Below are 17,720 nucleotides of genomic sequence, written 5' to 3'. Positions count from 1 at the left end.
ATCAATGCGCGGAAATGATCTTCTTGTCGTCGGCCTTGGGCGCCTCGCCGCTGCGCAACTGGGCGACCTCGGCAGCGGTGACCGGCGTCGCCTTGTTGCCCCAGCTGGTCCGCACATGGGTCAGGGCAGCAGCGATCTGCGCATCGGTCAGATCGGCCTTGAAGGTGGGCATGCCGCCCCGGCCCTCCAGCACGACATGGATCGGCGCCGCCGGGGAGCCGAGCACGAAAGCGTCGCCGGCCAGCGCCGGAAAGGCGCCCTCGATGCCCTTGCCGTCTTCCTGATGGCATGCGGCGCAATTGTCGCTGAAGGTCTGCGCCGGATCGAGCGCGGCGGCAGGGGGCGCCGCGACCGTCGGCTCGTGGGTGGTCTGGGCGATGGCGGCCGCTGCGATGGCGGCGGTGAACAGTGGCACGCAAAGCAAATAACGCATCGACATCATCCCTTCATCGCCCGGGCGTGCAGCCGCTCGACTTGCTGCCACGCGCTTTCGAACGCGCCCGCCTGCCAGCCGCCGATATAGCTCATATGCTCGCCGGCGAGGTAGATGCGGCCATCCGGCTCGGTCAGCACCGGATAGGCGGTGGCCCGCGCCTCGTCGCTCCACATGCCCCAGCCGCCCAGATTATATTTCACCCGATGCCAGGCAACCGAGAAGCTGGTTTCGTAGCTCTCCTTATAGGCCGGGAAGATCTTCTGGCCGTAATCCACCGCCATCGCAGCGCGTTCCGCGGGGGATTTCGCCGAAACCTTCGCGGCGTTCGGGCCGAAATTATAGTAGCCCAGCAGCACGCCCTTCTGCCCTTGCCAATCGGTCGAGGGCAGCGCGATATTGTTGATATCCGGGTTGTCGCAGAAGACATGCCCGCCATAGATCGAATGATCCTCTTCCCAGAAGCGCCGCTTCATCTGCAGGCCGATCTTGCCGACCGGTGCATAGGCGCACTTCGCCATCGCATCCTTGAAGGCGGGGGACAGGCCGTTGTCGATCGTCTTCAGCACCGACAGCGGAATGGTGCAGATGCACCAGTCGGCGCTGATCGTCTCGGGCTGGCCGTCGCGGATCACATCGACGGTGACGCCCTTCGGCGACTGGCGGATGCGCTGGACCTCGGTCGAGAAGCGGATCATGCCCTCGGGCAGGTTGCGGGCGATCGCCTTGGGGATCTGTTCCATGCCCTGCACCGGCTGGAACATGGTGCGCTGCTGGTCCCACTCGGAGACGCCGTGGAGGATGTGCGCCAGGCCGCTGTCGAGCAGGTCGTTGAGCTTGTACGGAACCGACGGCTTGCCGGGTCCCGGATCGACGCCTGCGCCCGGATCGATGATGAAGCCGCGGCCAGGGGTACCGGTGTAGTTCAGGTCCTTCTTCGACAGATAGCCGAACTCGACCAGGAACTCGATGAACTGCTCCTTGTCCTCCGCGCTGAGCTGGCTGTCGAGCGCACCCTGCTTCGAGAGCTTGGCGAGGATCTCCGAGCTGTAGCCGAGCATGTCGGCCGCCACTTCGCGCTTGCGGATCGGCTTGCCGGCCAGCGGGCCCTTGCCCTTTTCGAAATACAGGAAGCTGGCGTCGTTATCATTGTTGAACAGCTCGAGCGGAACGCCGAATTTGCGCGTGTAGTGCAGCGTCGAGTGGTGGTGGTAGGGGATCCGCCAGGGGCCATGATTGATATACTGGCCCTCGTCGAAATCGCAGGTCTGCGGTGCGCCGCCCAGTTCGGTCAGGGTGAAGCCCTTGCGCGCCGTCTGGGCACGGCCCCCGGGGAAGCTGCGCGCCTCGACGACGGTAACGTCATAGCCCGCCTGGGTAAGCTCATAGGCGGAGGCCAGCCCGGCATTGCCGGCGCCAAGCACGATGACTTTCTTCTTCCGCGGGGTGCCGCTCAGTCTCGGCGGTGCCGCCATCGCCGATCCGATGCCGAAGCCGAGGGCATCCATGCCCGCCAGCAGCATCGCGGTTCCGCCCATCTTGCCGAGTTTCTCGAGAAAATATCGCCGGGTCAGGCCGCTCATTGCAACCCCCATCTCCTGTTCACCCATCACACAGCCTTTATCTAAGCGCCTGTAAGATCATCTATCGGTAGGAGGCGCCGGGAGCGACCGATTTCGCGCCCGGCGCCTCGGTGTCGCAAATCCTAGAAGTCGAAGTTCACGCGGACATAATAATAGCCGCCGTTGATGCCGTAGGGGCTGAAGGAGAGCGGGGCATCATATACCGCACCGCCATCGACGATCGTCCCATCGGACAGCACCTGGATCTTCGGCGCCTTCTTGTTGAACAGGTTGTTCGCGCCCACGCTCAGTTCGAAGGCCTGGGTCAGCTTATAGTTGAGCTCCACGTCGGTGATGGCCGCCGTCTTGATCCTCTGGCGATAGAAGGTGCCGCCGTCGGGGCTCACATCCTGCGAACTCTTGCCGAACAGGGTTTCACGAACCGTCGCCGAGAAGTCGCCCAGGGTCCAGAAGGCGCTGGCGACGACCTTCACCGATGGCGAGGCATTCTCGATGTTGCTGATCGTGGTCTGGTCGAACAGCGCGATCGGGCTGGTCACGCCGGCCGTGTCGGTCAGCACGGGGCCAAGGCCGACTTTGGTGATCTTCGTCTTGTTGTAGTTCGCCGAGAGCGTCCAGTTCACCTTGCCATAGTCATCGAAGTTGCTGGTGTAGCTGGCGGTCAGGTCGACGCCGCGGGTGCGGGTATCGGCGCCGTTGGTGAACAGGCTGATGCCGGTCTGGGTCACGGTGTTGTCGAGGATGTTGCCGTTGGCTACCACGGCGTCACGCACCGCCGTGAAGTTCCGTGCGCCGCCACTGCTGAAGATCGCGCCGGTGCCGAGGATGCGGTTCTTGATCTTCACCTGGTAGGCATCGAGCGTGATCGTCACCGCGGGCGCCGGGCGGATCACCGTGCCGACGCTGAAGTTCGTCGACTTCTCGGGCTCCAGATTCTGGAAACCGACCAGCTTGGCCGCCGCCGAGTTGGCGGGCAGCTGCACGAACGCCGTGGTCGGTCCGACATTGGTTGCCGAATAGAAGCTTTCCGCCAGCGTCGGCGCGCGGAAGCCGGTCGAAACCGTGCCGCGCAGCGCCAGCGCATCCGAGAAATCGTAGCGGCTGGTGCCCTTGAAGATCACCTTGGTGCCGAAATCCGAATAATGCTCGTAGCGAACCGCACCGTCGGCCTTCCAGCCGTCGATCGGCGTGATCGCGATGTCGAGATAGGCCGACTCCGCCTTGCGGGTATTCGATCCGGCATCCGACGGACGGAAGCCGGGATAGGAGGATGCGCCGGCCTTGTAGTAGGAGCTCGGATCGCCCGCGCCGATCGTGTAGCGGTTCCAGCGATATTCGGCGCCGAATGCGATGTTCATCGGCGCGGCCATGCCGACTTCCATTTCCTTGGTGAAATCCGCGGTCGTCGTCCATTCCTCCGACGTGAAGGAGCCGTCGTAGAAGCCGATCGGGCTGGCGTGGGTGTCGATGAACAGGTCGGGGTTGACCGAGTCGACCGTGTAGATCTGGTTCTTGTCCTGGCCGTAGGTGCTGCTCAGGTCGTAGTGGAAGCTGCCCAGATCGCCACGGATGCCGCCGGTGATCGCATAATCGTCCTCACGAATCTTCTCGCGCGGGTTGAAGCCGCTGGGCGCGAAGATCAGCGCGCCCGGCGTGGTCAGCGTTGCTGAGGTGCCGAGTACCGGCCCGGCGACGACGCGCGTCGGCGGGCGGAGGTTCTCATAAGCGCTGGCGATGCGCTTGCTGTAGGAGCCGAAGCCATAGACTTCGAAGTCACCGAAATCATAGCCGCTGTTATATTGCAGGTTGGTCAGGTGCGAGCGGGCGTCGCCGTTGATGCGGTTGACATAAGGCAGTCCGGGGATCGTCGCATCGGCGGCGCGGATCGCCGCGCTCAACGCCGGATCGCTCGAGTAGCTGGTCAGCAGATTGCCGCTCTGATCGACCACGCGGGCGTCGAGACCGCCGAGCTGCGAGAAATCATGGAAGCGGTGGAACAGGGTTGCGTTGAAATAGCCGTCCTCACCGAGCTTGGTGCCGAAATGCAGCGTTCCGGCATAGGTCTCCCCGCCGACATCATAGGTCTTGCCATAGGTGCCGTAGCCGCTGACCCCTTCATCGTCGTCCTTGAGGATGATGTTGATGACGCCGGCGATCGCGTCCGAGCCATATTGCGCGGCGGCGCCGTCCTCGAGGACCTCGATGCGGGCGATCGATGAAGGCGAGATGAGATCGAGGTCGGGTGCCGCTGCGCCCTGGTAGGGGCCGCCGAGGACGGCGAGATTTGCCGTGCCGTGTCGGCGCTTGCCGTTGATAAGCACCAATGTGTGGTTCGGGCTCAGGCCGCGCAGGCGGGCGGACAGCGTCAGGTTGGCGGTATCGCCGCCATATGCCTGGGCAGTGAAGGACGGGACGAGCTGGGTCAGCACCTGGTTCAGGTTGGGCTGGCCGACATGCTCGATGGCTTCCTGGCTCACCAGCTTGATCGGCGTCGCGCTCTCCGCGGCGGTGATGCCGCCCGAGCGGGTGCCGGTAACGATGATCGTCGCGCCCTCGGCGTCCGGATCCTCGGGAGGACTGCTTTGCGCCGTCGCGGCGGACGCTGCCATCCCGGCCAATGCGATAACAGTCCAGGAAACGGTTCTGATTTTCTTCATGTGGCGCCCCTAAAAGATTTACCGTCGATCTTTCAGGGCATCGACCCATAATTAGCAGTATCTCGTGAACAGGTCGGGTACATGTAAGAACAAGGCGCAACAACAGTCACGTTCTGTCGCAAACGACAGGTTCTACTATGTAATTAGACTTTAATCTGACACCAAGTCTGCCTTCTGTGCATAGACTACGATCTAATACTGAGTCGGCAATGGCCCAATTCTTACACTAATGTTAAATGCTGCGATGTGTGACTTTTCTGCAACGCCTCCTGAAGCCGGCTCGGGCAGAAATGCCCGGATATCTGCTAAAGACGGATGAAGAACGAGAACCCGCCATGCGCAAAAAAATTTCCTGTTAGGAAATTGCGTCAGGGCTATGGCCCTCAACGGAGCGACCCGCCTCGCTCGTCAGCTGGCCTCGGCGATGCGCTCCCGGCATGCACTGGCGATGCCCCGCAGTTCGCCGAGCGTCTGGTCGAGCGCCTCGCGCTGCGCCTCGAGCGCCTCCACCCGCTCGCTCACCCGCGCCAGCAGCCGGCGCGTCTGTTCGAGATGCCGGCTGTCGACATCGTAGAGGTCGAGAAATTCCTTGATCTGTCGCAGGCTGAAGCCGAGCCGCTTGCCCCGCAGGATCAGCTGGAGCCGCCCCACCTCGCGCCGCGAGTAAACACGCATCGTGCCGACCCGCTGGGGTTCGAGCAGGCCCTTGTCCTCGTAGAAGCGGATTGTCCGCGTGGTTATGCCCAGCTCGGTCGCGACATCCTGGATGGCGCGAAGCGGTTGGCCGCCGCCGCCGGATAAATCCCGCTGCGCCACCGTCAGCCTGCCGTTCGGACGCCTGCGGCCCTGGCGGCTTCCTCGGCCACCAGTTCCTTCTTGGACAGCTTGCCGATCAGCGTCTTCGGTAGACTCTGGCGGATTTCGATTTCGCGCGGCATTTCGATCTTCGAAAGGCGTGTCGTGAGGAAATCGTGCAGGGCCTCGCTCGTCTCCTGCTGGCCGGGGCGCAGCACGACGAATGCCTTGGGCGCCTGGCCGCGATATTCGTCGGGCACGCCGATCGCCACCGCCTCGAGCACCGCGGGATGCTCGTAGAGGGCTTCCTCGATCATCCGGGGATAGACGTTATAGCCGCCGCAGATGATCACGTCCTTGATCCGGTCGACCAGGAACAGATAGCCGTCGGCGTCCAGATAGCCGACATCGCCGGTGCGGATCGCGCCGTCGACGAACACCTTCGCGGTCTCCTCGGGCTTGTTCCAATAGCCCTTCATCACTTGCGGCCCGCGCGCGCAGATCTCGCCGCGCTCGCCCGTCGGCATCAGCCGGTGGGGATCGTCCAGGCTGCGGATCTCGATCGTCGTACCGGGGAAGGCGATGCCGGCGCTGTTGTCCTTGACGATGCCGTCGGCGGGATTGCAGGTGAGGATCGGCGACGTCTCCGACAGGCCATAGCCCTCGACGACGCGCGCGCCGGTCAGCCGTTCGAACTCGGCGCGGACGTCGAACGGCAGCGGCGCGCCGCCCGAGACGCAATAGTCCAGGTCTTCGAAATGGATCGGCCGCTCGGCCGCCGCCTTGTTGATCGCGGTCAGCATGGTGGGCACGGCCAGCAGCTTGGTGGGGCGGGTCCGTTTCACCGTCTTCAGGAACTGCTTCAACTCGAAGCGCGGCAGCAGGATCATCTCGGCGGCGGTGTCGACGCCGAAGTTGAGCACGGTCGTCAGCGCAAAGACATGGAACATCGGCAGCACGCCCATGATCCGGTCCTGTCGCTCGGTGCCGTCGTGGACGTGGAGGATCATCTGGCGGCTGTTCGCGGTCAGGTTGGCGTGAGTCAGCATCGCCCCCTTGGGCACGCCGGTGGTGCCGCCGGTATATTGGAGCACGGCGACATCGTCGGTCGCGACCGGCACCGGGCGGAACGGGCCGCGCCCTGCGGCCAGCGTGGCGAAGGCGATATGGCGGGCATCGTCCGGCCAGCGCGCGATGTCGCGGCGTTTGAACAGCCGGTAGGCGATCGACAGCAGTGGCGGCATGACATCCGCCATCGGGCAGACGATGATCTTCTCCACGCCGCAATCGGCGGCAATGGCCGCGACCTTCGCGTGTATGGCGGTGACGTCCGGCACCGCCATCATCGTCGTGCCGGAGTCGCGGATCTGGTGGCGCAGCTCATGTTCGACATAGAGCGGGTTGAAGTTGACGATCGTCGCGCCGCACCGCAGCGCCGCAAAGTAGAGCACGACGAAATAGGGCGTGTTGGGCAGGCACAGGCCGAACCGCACGCCCGGGGCGACGCCCATCGCCTGCAGGCTGGCGGCGACATGATCGATCTGCGCGCCGATCTCGGAATAGGTCCAGCGGCGGCCCAGGAAGTCGATCGCGGTTCGCGCGCCATGATCGCGCACCGCGGCGTCGATCATCTCCGTCAGCAAACGTGGGGGGATCGGCGGGGACGCTGGCACGCCCCCGCCGATCGAGGGTGCGGCACCGCGATCGGGGGGAGGGGGATCTATCGCGGTGTCGCCGGTGGACAATGTCCGATCCTCCCTAGAAGCTCATGCGCCCGCCCAGCGCGAGGATGATCGCGTGAGCGCCGTGGAGCTGGCCGTTGGTCAGGATCGGGGTCTGTACGGGCGTGCCGGCATAGGCGGCGGTAACACGGTCGATCGACGCATTCTTGAAATCGACATAGCTCGCCGCCGCATCGAGCGTGATCGATTCGGTGATCGCGTAGGAGGTGCCGAGCGCGAAGTTGATGCGGCTGGCGTCGGGCACGCGCGCGTCGCGGAAGCCGTCGCGCGTCGGGGTCTGGTCCCACTGTACGCCGGTGCGCATCGTCCAGGCCGGGGTTACCGCATAGTCGACGCCGCCTGCGACGCTCCAGCTATTCCTGTAAGTCTGCGGGAGGGCGGCGTTGAGCGGGGCCCCAAGCCGGATCGCGTCGAACTTCTTCCAGCCGGCGCGGACCACCTGGCCGTTGAGCGTCAGCGCGTCGCTGACGTGGACGCGCGCGCTGGCGATCGCCTGCCATGGCGTACGGAACTTCGCCTTGATGTTGCTGATCGTGCCGTTCGATCCAGCAAGCGGGCCGAGCAGCCCCGCCGTCGTGACATTGCCATTCAGGACATGCTTGACCGACGATTTATAGGCGAAGCCGAGGTCGATCATCTTGCTCGGATGCACCTGCACGCCGACCGTGTAGCCGAAGTCCCAGCCCTTGCCGCGCAGCGTCTGGTGCCCGTCGGGCAGCAGCGGCGACAGGTTCGGCAGCGAGTTCGACAGCGATGCCTTGCTGTGCTCGGCATTGATCGCGATGCCGACGCCGAACATCGGCGAGGGCGCGAAGGCGATCGAAGGCTGGATGTCGAAGGTGGTCAGCCGGGTCTTGTCGGCGGTGTAGCGCGCCCAGCTGGTGCCGCTATAATTGGTCATGAAGCTGAACGGCGCGGTGATGGCGAGGCCGACCGCGAATTGGTCGTTCAGCTTCCACGATGCCGCCCCGGAGGGCAGCACCCCCTTCTTGAGCGGATTGACCGAAACCTGCTCGCCGCCGACCGGCGCCGGCGCCTGGCCCGGGCGGACGATCAGCGTCCCGTTGTTGCGGACATCGCCCTTGGGCAGGATCGCCGCGGCGCCGGCATAGACGGTGCTGGTCGCGTTCCCCGCGCCGGCGGCGGGGTTCCACCACAAAGATGCGGCGCCCTGGTCGGCGGCTTCGCCGGAAAAGGCGCGGCCGGCGGCGCGCACCGACTGTTCCTGCAGATAGAAGGCCGACGCATGGGCGGCGCCGGCGCTCACCAGCGCGGCGGTCGATGCTGCACCGGCCAGGGCGATACGGCGAACGGAAAACATGGTCATCAGGAATAGTTCCTCTCTCGTCTCGGTGCGTCTCAGCGCACGCGGGTCCAGGTCTGGTTCTTGCACAGCGGCACGAATATGCAGCCCCTCAGCTTCAATGTGTTCGCGTCCACCGGGGTGATCCGCGCGTCATAGATCTTGCCGTCTTCGGCATTGTAGATGGTGCCATCGTCCCAGACGCCGTCCTCGAAGCTGAAGCCGCCCAGGATCTGCAGACCCTTGAGGGCACGGCCGCGGAGCTTCTTGTCCTTGTTGTTGACGTCCTTCATCGCGGGATTGGCGGCGATGCCGTCAGACGTCATCAGCTTCCCGCACAGTGATGTGCCGCAGCGGGCAATCTCGACGATGCCGTTGCGCGTCTCGGTTTTCCACCGGCCGACCACCGCGTCCGGGCTCGCACCCGTCGCCATGGCCAGCGCCATAAGCATGATAGTCATTGCCCTGCTCATCCTCGTGCGAGCCGCCCGATGCTGCGATCGGGTCGTGCCTCGTGGTGCAACATAGTTTGCACAAAAATATGTTGACGTATAGGGTAATCTTCATACCCTTAAGGCAATTCACCTGCGGCTGTTGCAGAAAAGCCGCGCCAAGGAGATGGAGTCCGATGCCAAGTGCCGTGATCGCAGGCTATGCGCGCTCGCCTTTCCACCTTGCCGGCAAGGGCGATCTCGCCCGCGTCCGGCCTGACGATCTCGCCGCGCAGGTGATTCGCGCGCTGATCGAGCGAAGCGGGATCAAGGCCGAGGACATAGAGGACATCGTTCTGGGCTGCGCCTTCCCGGAGGGTGAACAGGGGCTCAACGTCGCACGGCTGATCGGGTTGCTCGCCGATCTTCCGATCAAGGTCGGCGGCATGACGGTCAACCGCTTCTGCGGCTCGTCGATGAGCGCCGTTCATATTGCTGCGGGCCAGATCGCGATCGGCGCGGGCGAGGCGTTCATCTGCGCGGGCGTGGAGAGCATGAGCCGGGTGCCGATGATGGGCTATAACCCGCTGCCCAGTCCCGAACTCGCGAAGAAGCGGCCGGGCGCCTATATCGGCATGGGCGACACCGCCGAGAATGTCGCAACCCAGTTCCAGATCCCGCGTGCTGCCCAGGAGGCTTTCGCGGTGGAGAGCCAGCGAAAGGCCGCTGCCGCGCGCGATGGCGGCAGGCTCTCGGACGAGATCGTTCCGATCAGGACGAAGAAGGGCCTGGTCGATCTGGACGGCGTCCTTCGTCCCGATACCACCGCCGAGGCGCTTGCCGTCTTGAAGCCTGCGTTCGACCAGAATGGCACCGTCACCGCCGGCACCTCGTCGCCGCTGACCGACGGCGCGGCGGCGGTGCTGGTGACGAGCGAGGATTATGCGAAGGCCCACGGCCTGACCATCCTGGCGCGGATCAGGAGCGTCGCGGTGTCAGGCTGCGAGCCCGAGATCATGGGTATCGGTCCGGTGTCGGCATCGCGCAAGGCGCTCGATCGGGCGGGCGTCGCGGTCGGCGATCTCGACGTCGTCGAACTGAATGAAGCCTTCGCCAGCCAGGCGCTGGCCTGCAGCAACGAACTCGGCCTCGACCCGGCGACCATCAACCTCGACGGCGGGGCGATCGCCATAGGTCATCCGCTCGGCGCCACCGGCGCGCGGATCGTCGGCAAGGCGGCGTCGCTGCTGAAGCGCGAGGGCGGCAGATATGCGCTGGCGACCCAGTGCATTGGCGGCGGGCAGGGCATCGCCACTATTCTCGAGGCGGTGTGACCATGGAGCCGATCCGGAAAGTCTGCGTCATCGGCGCCGGCACGATGGGCGCGGGGATCGCCGCGCAGGTCGCGAACGCTGGCGTCCCGGTGCTGCTGCTCGACATCGTGCCCAAGGATGGTGGCGATCGTAGCGCGATCGCCGAGGGTGCGGTGGCAAAGATGCTCAAGACCGATCCCGCACCGTTCATGTCGAAGGCGGCCGCGCGACTGGTCGAGACCGGCAATATCGAGGATGACCTCGCCAAGGTCGCCGAGTGCGACTGGATCGTCGAGGCGGTGATCGAGCGGCTCGACATCAAGCAGGGCCTCTACGCCAAGCTCGAGCAGGTGCGCAAAGCCGGCACCGCGATCTCGTCGAACACCTCGACGATCCCGCTCGCGCAGCTGATCGATGGCCGGTCCGAGGCGTTCGCCGCTGATTTCATGATCACCCATTTCTTCAACCCGCCGCGCTATATGCGGCTGCTCGAACTGGTCACCGGTCCGAAGACCGACATGGCGACTGCGGCCAAGGTCGCGGATTTCATCGATCGCCGGCTGGGCAAGAGCATCGTGCGCACCCACGACACGCCCGGCTTTATCGCCAACCGGATCGGCACCTACTGGTTGCAGGTCGCGATCAACGCGGCGATGGATCTGGGGCTGAGCGTCGAGGAAGCCGATGCGATCGGCGGCCAGCCGATGGGCGTTCCCAAGACGGGCATCTTCGGTCTGGTCGATCTGGTCGGCATCGATCTGATGCCGCTGCTCCAGAAGAGCATGAGCGCGACCTTGCCGGCCGGCGATGCCTTCCATGCCAGCGTCCGGCCGATGCCGCTGATCGAGAAGATGATCGCAGACGGCTATACCGGCCGCAAGGGCAAGGGCGGCTTCTATCGGATCAACCGCGAGGCCGGGAAGCGCAAGGAGGCGATCGATCTCGCCACCGGCCAGTACCGCCCGGCGATCAAGGCCAGCGTGCCGCGCGCCAGCCTTGCCGAACTCGTCGCCACGCCCGGCCCGACCGGAGACTTCGCCTGGGCTGTGCTTGGCCAGGTGCTGAGCTATGCGGCGAGCCTCGCCGGCACGATCGCCGATGATATCCTCGCGATCGATGCGGCGATGAAGCTCGGCTATAACTGGAAATATGGGCCGTTCGAGCTGATCGACCAGCTCGGCGCGGCGGCCTTCGCGAAGCGCCTCGCCGACGAGGGCAAGCCGGTGCCCCCGATCCTCGCGCTGGCCGGCGAGCGCAGCTTCTACCGGGTCGAGGGCGGCAAGCGCCAATATCTCGGCCTCGATGGCGACTATCACGATGTCGTGCGCGCGGACGGCGTGCTGATGCTCGAGGATATCAAGCGTGCGTCGAAGCCGATCCTGAAAAACGGTTCGGCGGCGCTGTGGGATATCGGCGACGGGGTCGCCTGCTTCGAGTTCAGCTCGAAGATGAATGCGCTGGATGGCGACACGCTCAAGCTGCTCGGCGAATCCGTTGCGCACGTAGCAGCGTCGATGAAGGCGCTGGTGGTCTATAACGAGGGCAGCAACTTCTCGGCAGGCGCCAATCTCGGCCTGGCGCTGTTCGCGCTGAACATCGCCGCCTGGGGTGAAATCGACAAGCTCGTCGTCGGAGGGCAGCAGGCCTACAAGGCGCTGAAATATGCGCCCTTCCCCGTGGTGTCGGCGCCGGCCGGCATGGCGCTCGGCGGCGGCTGCGAGATTTTGCTCCATTCCGACGCGATCCAGGCGCATGCCGAAAGCTATATCGGCCTGGTCGAATGCGGCGTCGGCATCGTTCCCGGCTGGGGCGGTTGTGGCGAGATGATCGATCGCTGGGTCAAGGCCGGCGTCCTGCCCAAGGGGCCGATGCCCGCCGTCGCCAAAACCTTCGAGATCGTCTCGACCGCCACCGTCTCCAAGTCGGCCGCGGAGGCGAAGGAGTTCCTGTTTCTGCGCCCGGCCGACGGCATCACCATGAACCGCGACCGGCTGCTCGCCGATGCGAAGGCGAAGGCGCTGGCGATGGTCGAAGAGTACAAGCCGCCGAAGCCGCCCGAATTCCACCTGCCGGGCGAGAGCGGCCGGGTCGGGCTCGGCATGGCCGCGGAGGGTTTCCACAAGCGCGGTCTCGCCACAGATTACGACATGGTGGTCTCGGACGCACTGGCGACCGTTCTGACCGGTGGCGATGCGGACTTGGTCGACGTGGTCAGCGAGGAGCAGATGCTGGGACTTGAACGCGCCGTCTTCATGGCGCGCGTGCACGATCCTCGCACGATCGCGCGGATCGAGACGATGCTCGAAACCGGCAAGCCGCTGCGGAACTGAACATTCCTCCCCGTGCCGGGGAGGAGCAAGACGGAGAAGACAGGTGCAAGTCTATGAGGTTCCGCTGCGCGACATGCGCTTCGTCCTCCACGAGCTGTTCGACGATGCCGACGGCTTTGGCGGCATCCCCGCGCATGCCGAGTTCACGCCCGATCTGATCGACGCCGTCATCGACGAGGCGGCCAGGCTCGCGCAGGACGTATTGCTTCCGCTCAACGCCAGCGGCGACCTCGAGGGCTGCACTTGGGAAAATGGCGTCGTGCGCACGCCGGCGGGCTTCAAGGAAGCCTATGCGCAGTTCCGCGACGGCGGCTGGTGCGCGCTGGCGAACGATCCGAAATGGGGCGGCCAGGGCCTGCCCGAGACCGTCAACAAGCTGGTCGAGGAAATGATCAGCGCGGCGAATGTCTCTTTCGGTCTCTATCCCGGCCTGACCCATGGCGGCACCACCGCGCTGAAGAGCCATGCCACGCCGGAGCTGCAGGAGCGCTTCCTGCCCAACATGGTGGCCGGCGTCTGGTCGGGTACGATGTGCCTGACCGAGCCGCATTGCGGCACCGATCTGGGCTTGCTGCGCACCAAGGCCGTGCCGCAGGACGACGGCAGCTATAAGGTGACCGGCAACAAGATCTTCATCTCGGCGGGCGATCATGACCTGACCGAGAACATCATCCACCTCGTGCTCGCGCGCCCGCCCGACGCGCCGAAGGGCGTGAAGGGGATCAGCCTGTTCGTCGTTCCCAAATATCTGCCGAAGCCGGACGGCTCGGTCGGCCCGTCGAATGGCGTGTCGTGCACCGGCATCGAGCACAAGATGGGGATCAAGGCTTCGGCGACCTGCCAGATGAGCTTCGACGATTCCACCGGCTGGCTGGTCGGCGAACCCAATCAGGGTCTCGCCGCGATGTTCACGATGATGAATACCGAGCGCGTCTCGGTCGGCGTCCAGGGATTGGGCATCGGCACCGCCGCCTATCAGAGCGCCGTCGCCTATGCGAAGGATCGCGTGCAGGGCCGTGCGCTATCCGGCCCCAAGCGCCCCGATCTCGCCGCCGATCCGATCATCGTCCATCCCGATGTCCGCCGCATGCTGATGACGATGCGCGCCTATAGCGAGGGCGGCCGCGCGCTGAGCATCTGGATCGCCCGCGCGCTCGACGCCGAGCGCCATTCGCCCGATCCCGAGGTGCGCCAGCGCGCCGAGGACCTGACCGCGCTGATGACCCCGGTGGTCAAGGCGCTTCTCACCGATTTCGGCCATGAGGCGGCGCAGCTCGGTGTCCAGGTCTATGGCGGTCATGGCTACATCCGCGAGCATGGCGTCGAGCAATATGCCCGCGATGCCCGCATCGCGATGATCTACGAGGGCACCAACGGTGTGCAGGCGCTCGATCTGGTCGGCCGCAAATTGCCCGCGCATGGCGGCCGCTATCTGCGCGCCTTCTTCCATCCGGTGTCCGAGTTCATCGAGCAGCACAAGGCGGTGCCCGGCATGGAGAAGATGATCGACGGCCTTGAGAAGGCTTTCGGCGCGCTCCAGCTGGCGACCGCGACGATCGCGCAGAAGGGCATGGCCGATCCCGAGGAGGCCGGCGCCGCATCGACCGACTATCTCCGCCTGCTCGGCCTCGTAGCCATCGCCTATCTGTTTGCGCGATCGGCCAAGGTCGCCGGCATGAAGACGATGATGGGCCAGGATCCGGATGGCTTCTACGCCGCCAAGCTGGTGACCGTGCGCTTCTTCTACGAACGCATCCTGCCGCAGGCGGCGGGGCTGTTCTCCGCGATAAAAGCGGGCAAGCGCTCGATGATGGATATGCCCGAAGCGGCATTCTGAGGTGTAACCGCTCGGATTGCCCAGCTAGGGCACGCTGTGATTAGATTAACCCGCTCATCCTGAGTAAGGGCTGAGCTTGTCGAAGCCCGCATCGAAGGATGTCCTTCGATGCGCCATTTCGACTTCGTTGTATGGCTACTCTGGATGAGCGGAGCTAACGCTGAAAGCACCTCAGCCCGGCTTGCGTCCGCCGCCGCCGCCGAACGGCTTCGGACTGTAGCGCTTGGGACCACCAGGCCCACCAGGCCCTCGCGGACCGCCGCGCGGCGGTCCATTCGGGCGGAGCTGCGCGCGCGGGGGCGGGCCGCGGCGGTCGCGGAGCTGCGCTGGCGGCGGGGTCGGCGTGTCGCCAGCCGCTTCGATCACCACGCCGTCCTCCTCGCCCGCAGTGCGCTTGAGCGCATCGAGGAACTTGCCGGCCATCGCGCGTGGTATTTCGAAGCGGGTCTCGGTCTGGAAGATCCGGATCGCGCCGACGTCGCGCTTGGTGATGTGTCCGCGGCGGCACAGCAGCGGCAGCAGCCAGCGCGGATCGGCGTTGGCGCCACGGCCGACATTCATGCGGAACCAGACGGTGTCTTCGAAGCCGGGGCGCGGACCCTGCTCGCGCTGTACCTGGTCGCGGTCGCCGCCGCGGGCGGCGGGAGAAGCGTCGATCAGGTCCTCGGGCGCCGGAAGGCTCTGGCGCTGGGTGCGCACGAAGGCGGCGGCGATCTCCTCGGCGCTGCGCGTCTCGAGCAGCTTGCGGGCGACTTCCAGATCCTCCTCGGAAACCTCGCCGACGGCGAGGCTCTCGAGCAGCCGTTCCTGGTCGCGCGCATAGATGTCGTCGGGCGTCGGGACCGGATCCCAGGTGACGTTGACGTTGGCGGCGCGCAGCAGCCGCTCGGCATGACGGCGGCGCTGATAGGGCGTGATGAGGACGCAGGTGCCCTTGCGGCCCGCGCGTCCGGTGCGGCCAGAACGGTGCTGGAGCGTCTCGGGATCGATCGGCAGCTCGGCATGGATCACCAGTTCGAGGCCGGGAAGATCGATGCCGCGCGCCGCGACGTCGGTGGCTACGCAGATGCGGGCGCGGCGATCGCGCAGCGCCTGCAGTGCATGGTTGCGTTCGTTCTGGCTCAACTCGCCCGACAGCGTCACCGCCGAGAAGCCGCGCTCGGTGAGCGTCGCCGACAGGCGGCGGACATTCTCGCGCGTCGCGCAGAACACCAGCGCGCCCTTGGCTTCGTGGAAGCGCAGCACGTTGACGACGGCATGCTGGATGTCGGCGGGCGCCACGGCCATCGCGCGATAATCGATATCGGCGTGGCTCTCACGCGCACTGGTCGTCTCGATGCGCAGGGCATCGCGCTGGTAGCGCTTGGCGAGCAGCGCGATCGGCTTCGGCATCGTCGCCGAGAACAGCAGCGTGCGGCGCTCGGGCGGGGTGAGGTCGAGGATCTCCTCGAGGTCCTCGCGGAAGCCAAGGTCGAGCATCTCGTCGGCCTCGTCGAGAATCACCGCGCGCAGCGAGCCGGGCTGGAGCGTGCCGCGCTCGAGATGGTCCTTGAGGCGGCCTGGCGTACCGACGACGATATGGCAGCCATAAGACAGGGCGCGCTGTTCGACGCGGACGTTCATGCCGCCGACGCAGCTGGCGACGCGCGCGCCGAGCTTGGCGTAGAGCCATTGCAACTCGCGTTGGACCTGCAGCGCGAGCTCGCGGGTCGGGGCGATGATCAGCGCCAGCGGCTCGCCGGGCCGGGGCAGCGTCTCGGCGCCCTGCAACAGCGTTTCGGCGATCGCCAGGCCATAGGCGACGGTCTTGCCCGAACCCGTCTGTGCGGAAACGAGCAGGTCACGGCCGCTTGCCTCCGGTGTGATCACCTGGGCCTGAACGGGCGTCGGCTCGGTGTAGCCACGCTCGGTGATTGCCTCGGCGACCGGCCGGGGCAGGGTAGAAAAGGGCATCTGATATCCGATTGCAAAGGTGCCGGCGCCTCTCGCGCGCGGCCATGTTGAAGGCGCTATAGGCAAAGACTCCGCAAAAGACCAGTGGCGGTCGGCGCGATCAAATCGCTTCGCCCGCCGCCCGCCCGCTGGCCCACGCCCATTGGAAATTATAGCCGCCCAGCCAGCCGGTCACATCGACCGCCTCGCCGATGAAATGAAGGCCGGGCACGCGCTTCGCCGCCAGGCTGCGCTGGTCGAGGCCATCGGTCGAAACGCCGCCGATCGTCACCTCGGCCTTGGCGAAGCCCTCGGAGCCGTTGGGCGTGAAGGCCCAGCCGTTGAGACGCGCGCCAGCTGCGGCCAGCGCCGCATCCTTGTGGGTGACGAGCGGGCCGGACAGACCGAGCCGATCGGCGAGCACGTCCGCCAGCCGGTCAGGAAAGCGCTCGCGCAATATCGTGCGCGGTTCGGCATTGGGCCGGGCGCGCTTGGCGTCGGTCAGCAGCGCGCGGGCGTCGCTGCCGGGGAGCAGGTCGAGCGACAGGCTCTCGCCGTGCCGCCAGTAGCTGCTGATCTGGAGGATCGCCGGGCCGGACAGGCCGCGATGGGTGAACAAGGCCGCCTCGCGGAAGCTGGCCTTGCCGAGGTTGGCGACGACGTCGAGCGACACGCCCGACAGGCTTTCGAACAGCCGATCCTCTGTGCCGAGCGTCAGCGGCACCAGCGCGGGCCGCGGTTCCACCACCTTGAGGCCGAACTGGCGGGCGATGTCGTAGGCGAAGCCGCTGGCGCCCATCTTCGGAATCGACGGCCCGCCGGTCGCGATCACCAGCGCATGCGACTGCTCGGTCCCCTGCGGCGTCTCGACCCGGAATAGGTCATCGGCCTTCGAAAGGCCGGTCACGCGCGCCAGCAGCCGGATCTCGACGCCGCCCCGGACGCACTCGTCTTCCAGCATGGCGACGATCTGCTTCGCCGATCCGTCGCAGAACAGCTGGCCGAGCGTCTTCTCGTGCCAGGCGATGCCGTGCGCATCGATCAGCGCGATGAAATCGGCCGGGGTGTAGCGGCCGAGCGCCGACTTCGCGAAATGCGGGTTGGCGGACAAATAACGGTCGGCCATGCCGCCATCGAGATTGGTGAAGTTGCACCGCCCTCCGCCCGAAATCAGGATCTTGGCGCCGGTCCGGTCGAGATGGTCGAGCAACAGCACGCGCCTGCCGCGCTGGCCTGCGGTCAGCGCGCACATCAGCCCGGCGGCGCCGGCGCCGAGGATGATGAGGTCGTAGGGCATGCAAACTCCAACAAGCCCCTCCCGTGAAAGAGAGGGGGAGAAAAGGGGGGCGCCGCCCTTGGGAATA

Annotated in this window: 12 protein-coding genes; 3 read left to right on the top strand and 9 right to left on the bottom strand. The window is 65.7% G+C overall.

The window, feature by feature from the left end:
• Position 1: 1 nt before the first annotated feature.
• The 7 genes from AAC645_RS06695 to AAC645_RS06665 all read right to left on the bottom strand — a co-directional run bounded on the left by AAC645_RS06695 (position 2) and on the right by AAC645_RS06665 (position 8,974).
• Complete coding sequence (locus AAC645_RS06695; RefSeq protein ID WP_340314759.1) at positions 2-433, bottom strand: c-type cytochrome; 432 nt, start codon at positions 431-433, stop codon at positions 2-4.
• Between the two features lie 5 nt (positions 434-438).
• Complete coding sequence (locus AAC645_RS06690; RefSeq protein WP_340314757.1) at positions 439-2,016, bottom strand: flavin monoamine oxidase family protein; 1,578 nt, start codon at positions 2,014-2,016, stop codon at positions 439-441.
• Positions 2,017-2,138: 122 nt separating this feature from the next.
• Positions 2,139-4,673 (bottom strand): TonB-dependent receptor plug domain-containing protein, encoded by a 2,535-nt coding sequence (locus tag AAC645_RS06685; RefSeq protein ID WP_340314755.1) that lies wholly within the window; start codon positions 4,671-4,673, stop codon positions 2,139-2,141.
• 408 nt (positions 4,674-5,081) lie between these two features.
• The gene (locus tag AAC645_RS06680; protein ID WP_340314753.1) at positions 5,082-5,489 is read right to left on the bottom strand and encodes a MerR family transcriptional regulator; all 408 of its coding nucleotides are present in this window, start codon (positions 5,487-5,489) and stop codon (positions 5,082-5,084) included.
• A gap of 2 nt (positions 5,490-5,491) precedes the next feature.
• Positions 5,492-7,099: a long-chain-fatty-acid--CoA ligase gene (locus AAC645_RS06675; RefSeq protein ID WP_340314895.1), complete on the bottom strand. Its 1,608-nt coding sequence runs from the start codon at positions 7,097-7,099 to the stop codon at positions 5,492-5,494.
• Between the two features lie 127 nt (positions 7,100-7,226).
• Positions 7,227-8,537, bottom strand: coding sequence for an OmpP1/FadL family transporter (locus AAC645_RS06670; RefSeq protein ID WP_340314752.1), 1,311 nt, complete (start codon positions 8,535-8,537; stop codon positions 7,227-7,229).
• 32 nt (positions 8,538-8,569) lie between these two features.
• Positions 8,570-8,974: a DUF2147 domain-containing protein gene (locus AAC645_RS06665; protein ID WP_340314751.1), complete on the bottom strand. Its 405-nt coding sequence runs from the start codon at positions 8,972-8,974 to the stop codon at positions 8,570-8,572.
• A gap of 167 nt (positions 8,975-9,141) precedes the next feature.
• On the opposite strand from AAC645_RS06665, the gene AAC645_RS06660 reads away from it, so the two are divergent.
• From AAC645_RS06660 to AAC645_RS06650, 3 genes are read left to right on the top strand one after another with little or no spacing between them, the layout of a single operon-like run.
• Positions 9,142-10,278: a thiolase family protein gene (locus AAC645_RS06660; RefSeq protein ID WP_340314750.1), complete on the top strand. Its 1,137-nt coding sequence runs from the start codon at positions 9,142-9,144 to the stop codon at positions 10,276-10,278.
• 2 nt (positions 10,279-10,280) lie between these two features.
• Positions 10,281-12,587, top strand: coding sequence for a 3-hydroxyacyl-CoA dehydrogenase/enoyl-CoA hydratase family protein (locus AAC645_RS06655; RefSeq protein ID WP_340314749.1), 2,307 nt, complete (start codon positions 10,281-10,283; stop codon positions 12,585-12,587).
• Between the two features lie 43 nt (positions 12,588-12,630).
• A complete protein-coding gene (locus tag AAC645_RS06650; protein ID WP_340314747.1) occupies positions 12,631-14,424 on the top strand; it encodes an acyl-CoA dehydrogenase C-terminal domain-containing protein in 1,794 nt (597 codons plus the stop codon).
• Between the two features lie 171 nt (positions 14,425-14,595).
• Here AAC645_RS06650 and AAC645_RS06645 read toward each other — a convergent pair whose 3' ends face one another.
• Positions 14,596-16,377: a DEAD/DEAH box helicase gene (locus AAC645_RS06645; RefSeq protein WP_340314745.1), complete on the bottom strand. Its 1,782-nt coding sequence runs from the start codon at positions 16,375-16,377 to the stop codon at positions 14,596-14,598.
• 100 nt (positions 16,378-16,477) lie between these two features.
• Positions 16,478-17,653, bottom strand: coding sequence for a BaiN/RdsA family NAD(P)/FAD-dependent oxidoreductase (locus AAC645_RS06640; protein WP_340314744.1), 1,176 nt, complete (start codon positions 17,651-17,653; stop codon positions 16,478-16,480).
• Between the last annotated feature and the right edge of the window lie 67 nt (positions 17,654-17,720).

Origin of the sequence: Rhizorhabdus argentea (assembly GCF_037861105.1) — a bacterium.
Classification (GTDB): Bacteria; Pseudomonadota; Alphaproteobacteria; order Sphingomonadales; family Sphingomonadaceae; genus Rhizorhabdus; species Rhizorhabdus argentea.
The sequence above is the reverse complement of the archived record's forward strand: the minus strand, read 5'-3'. Positions and strand labels throughout refer to the sequence as shown.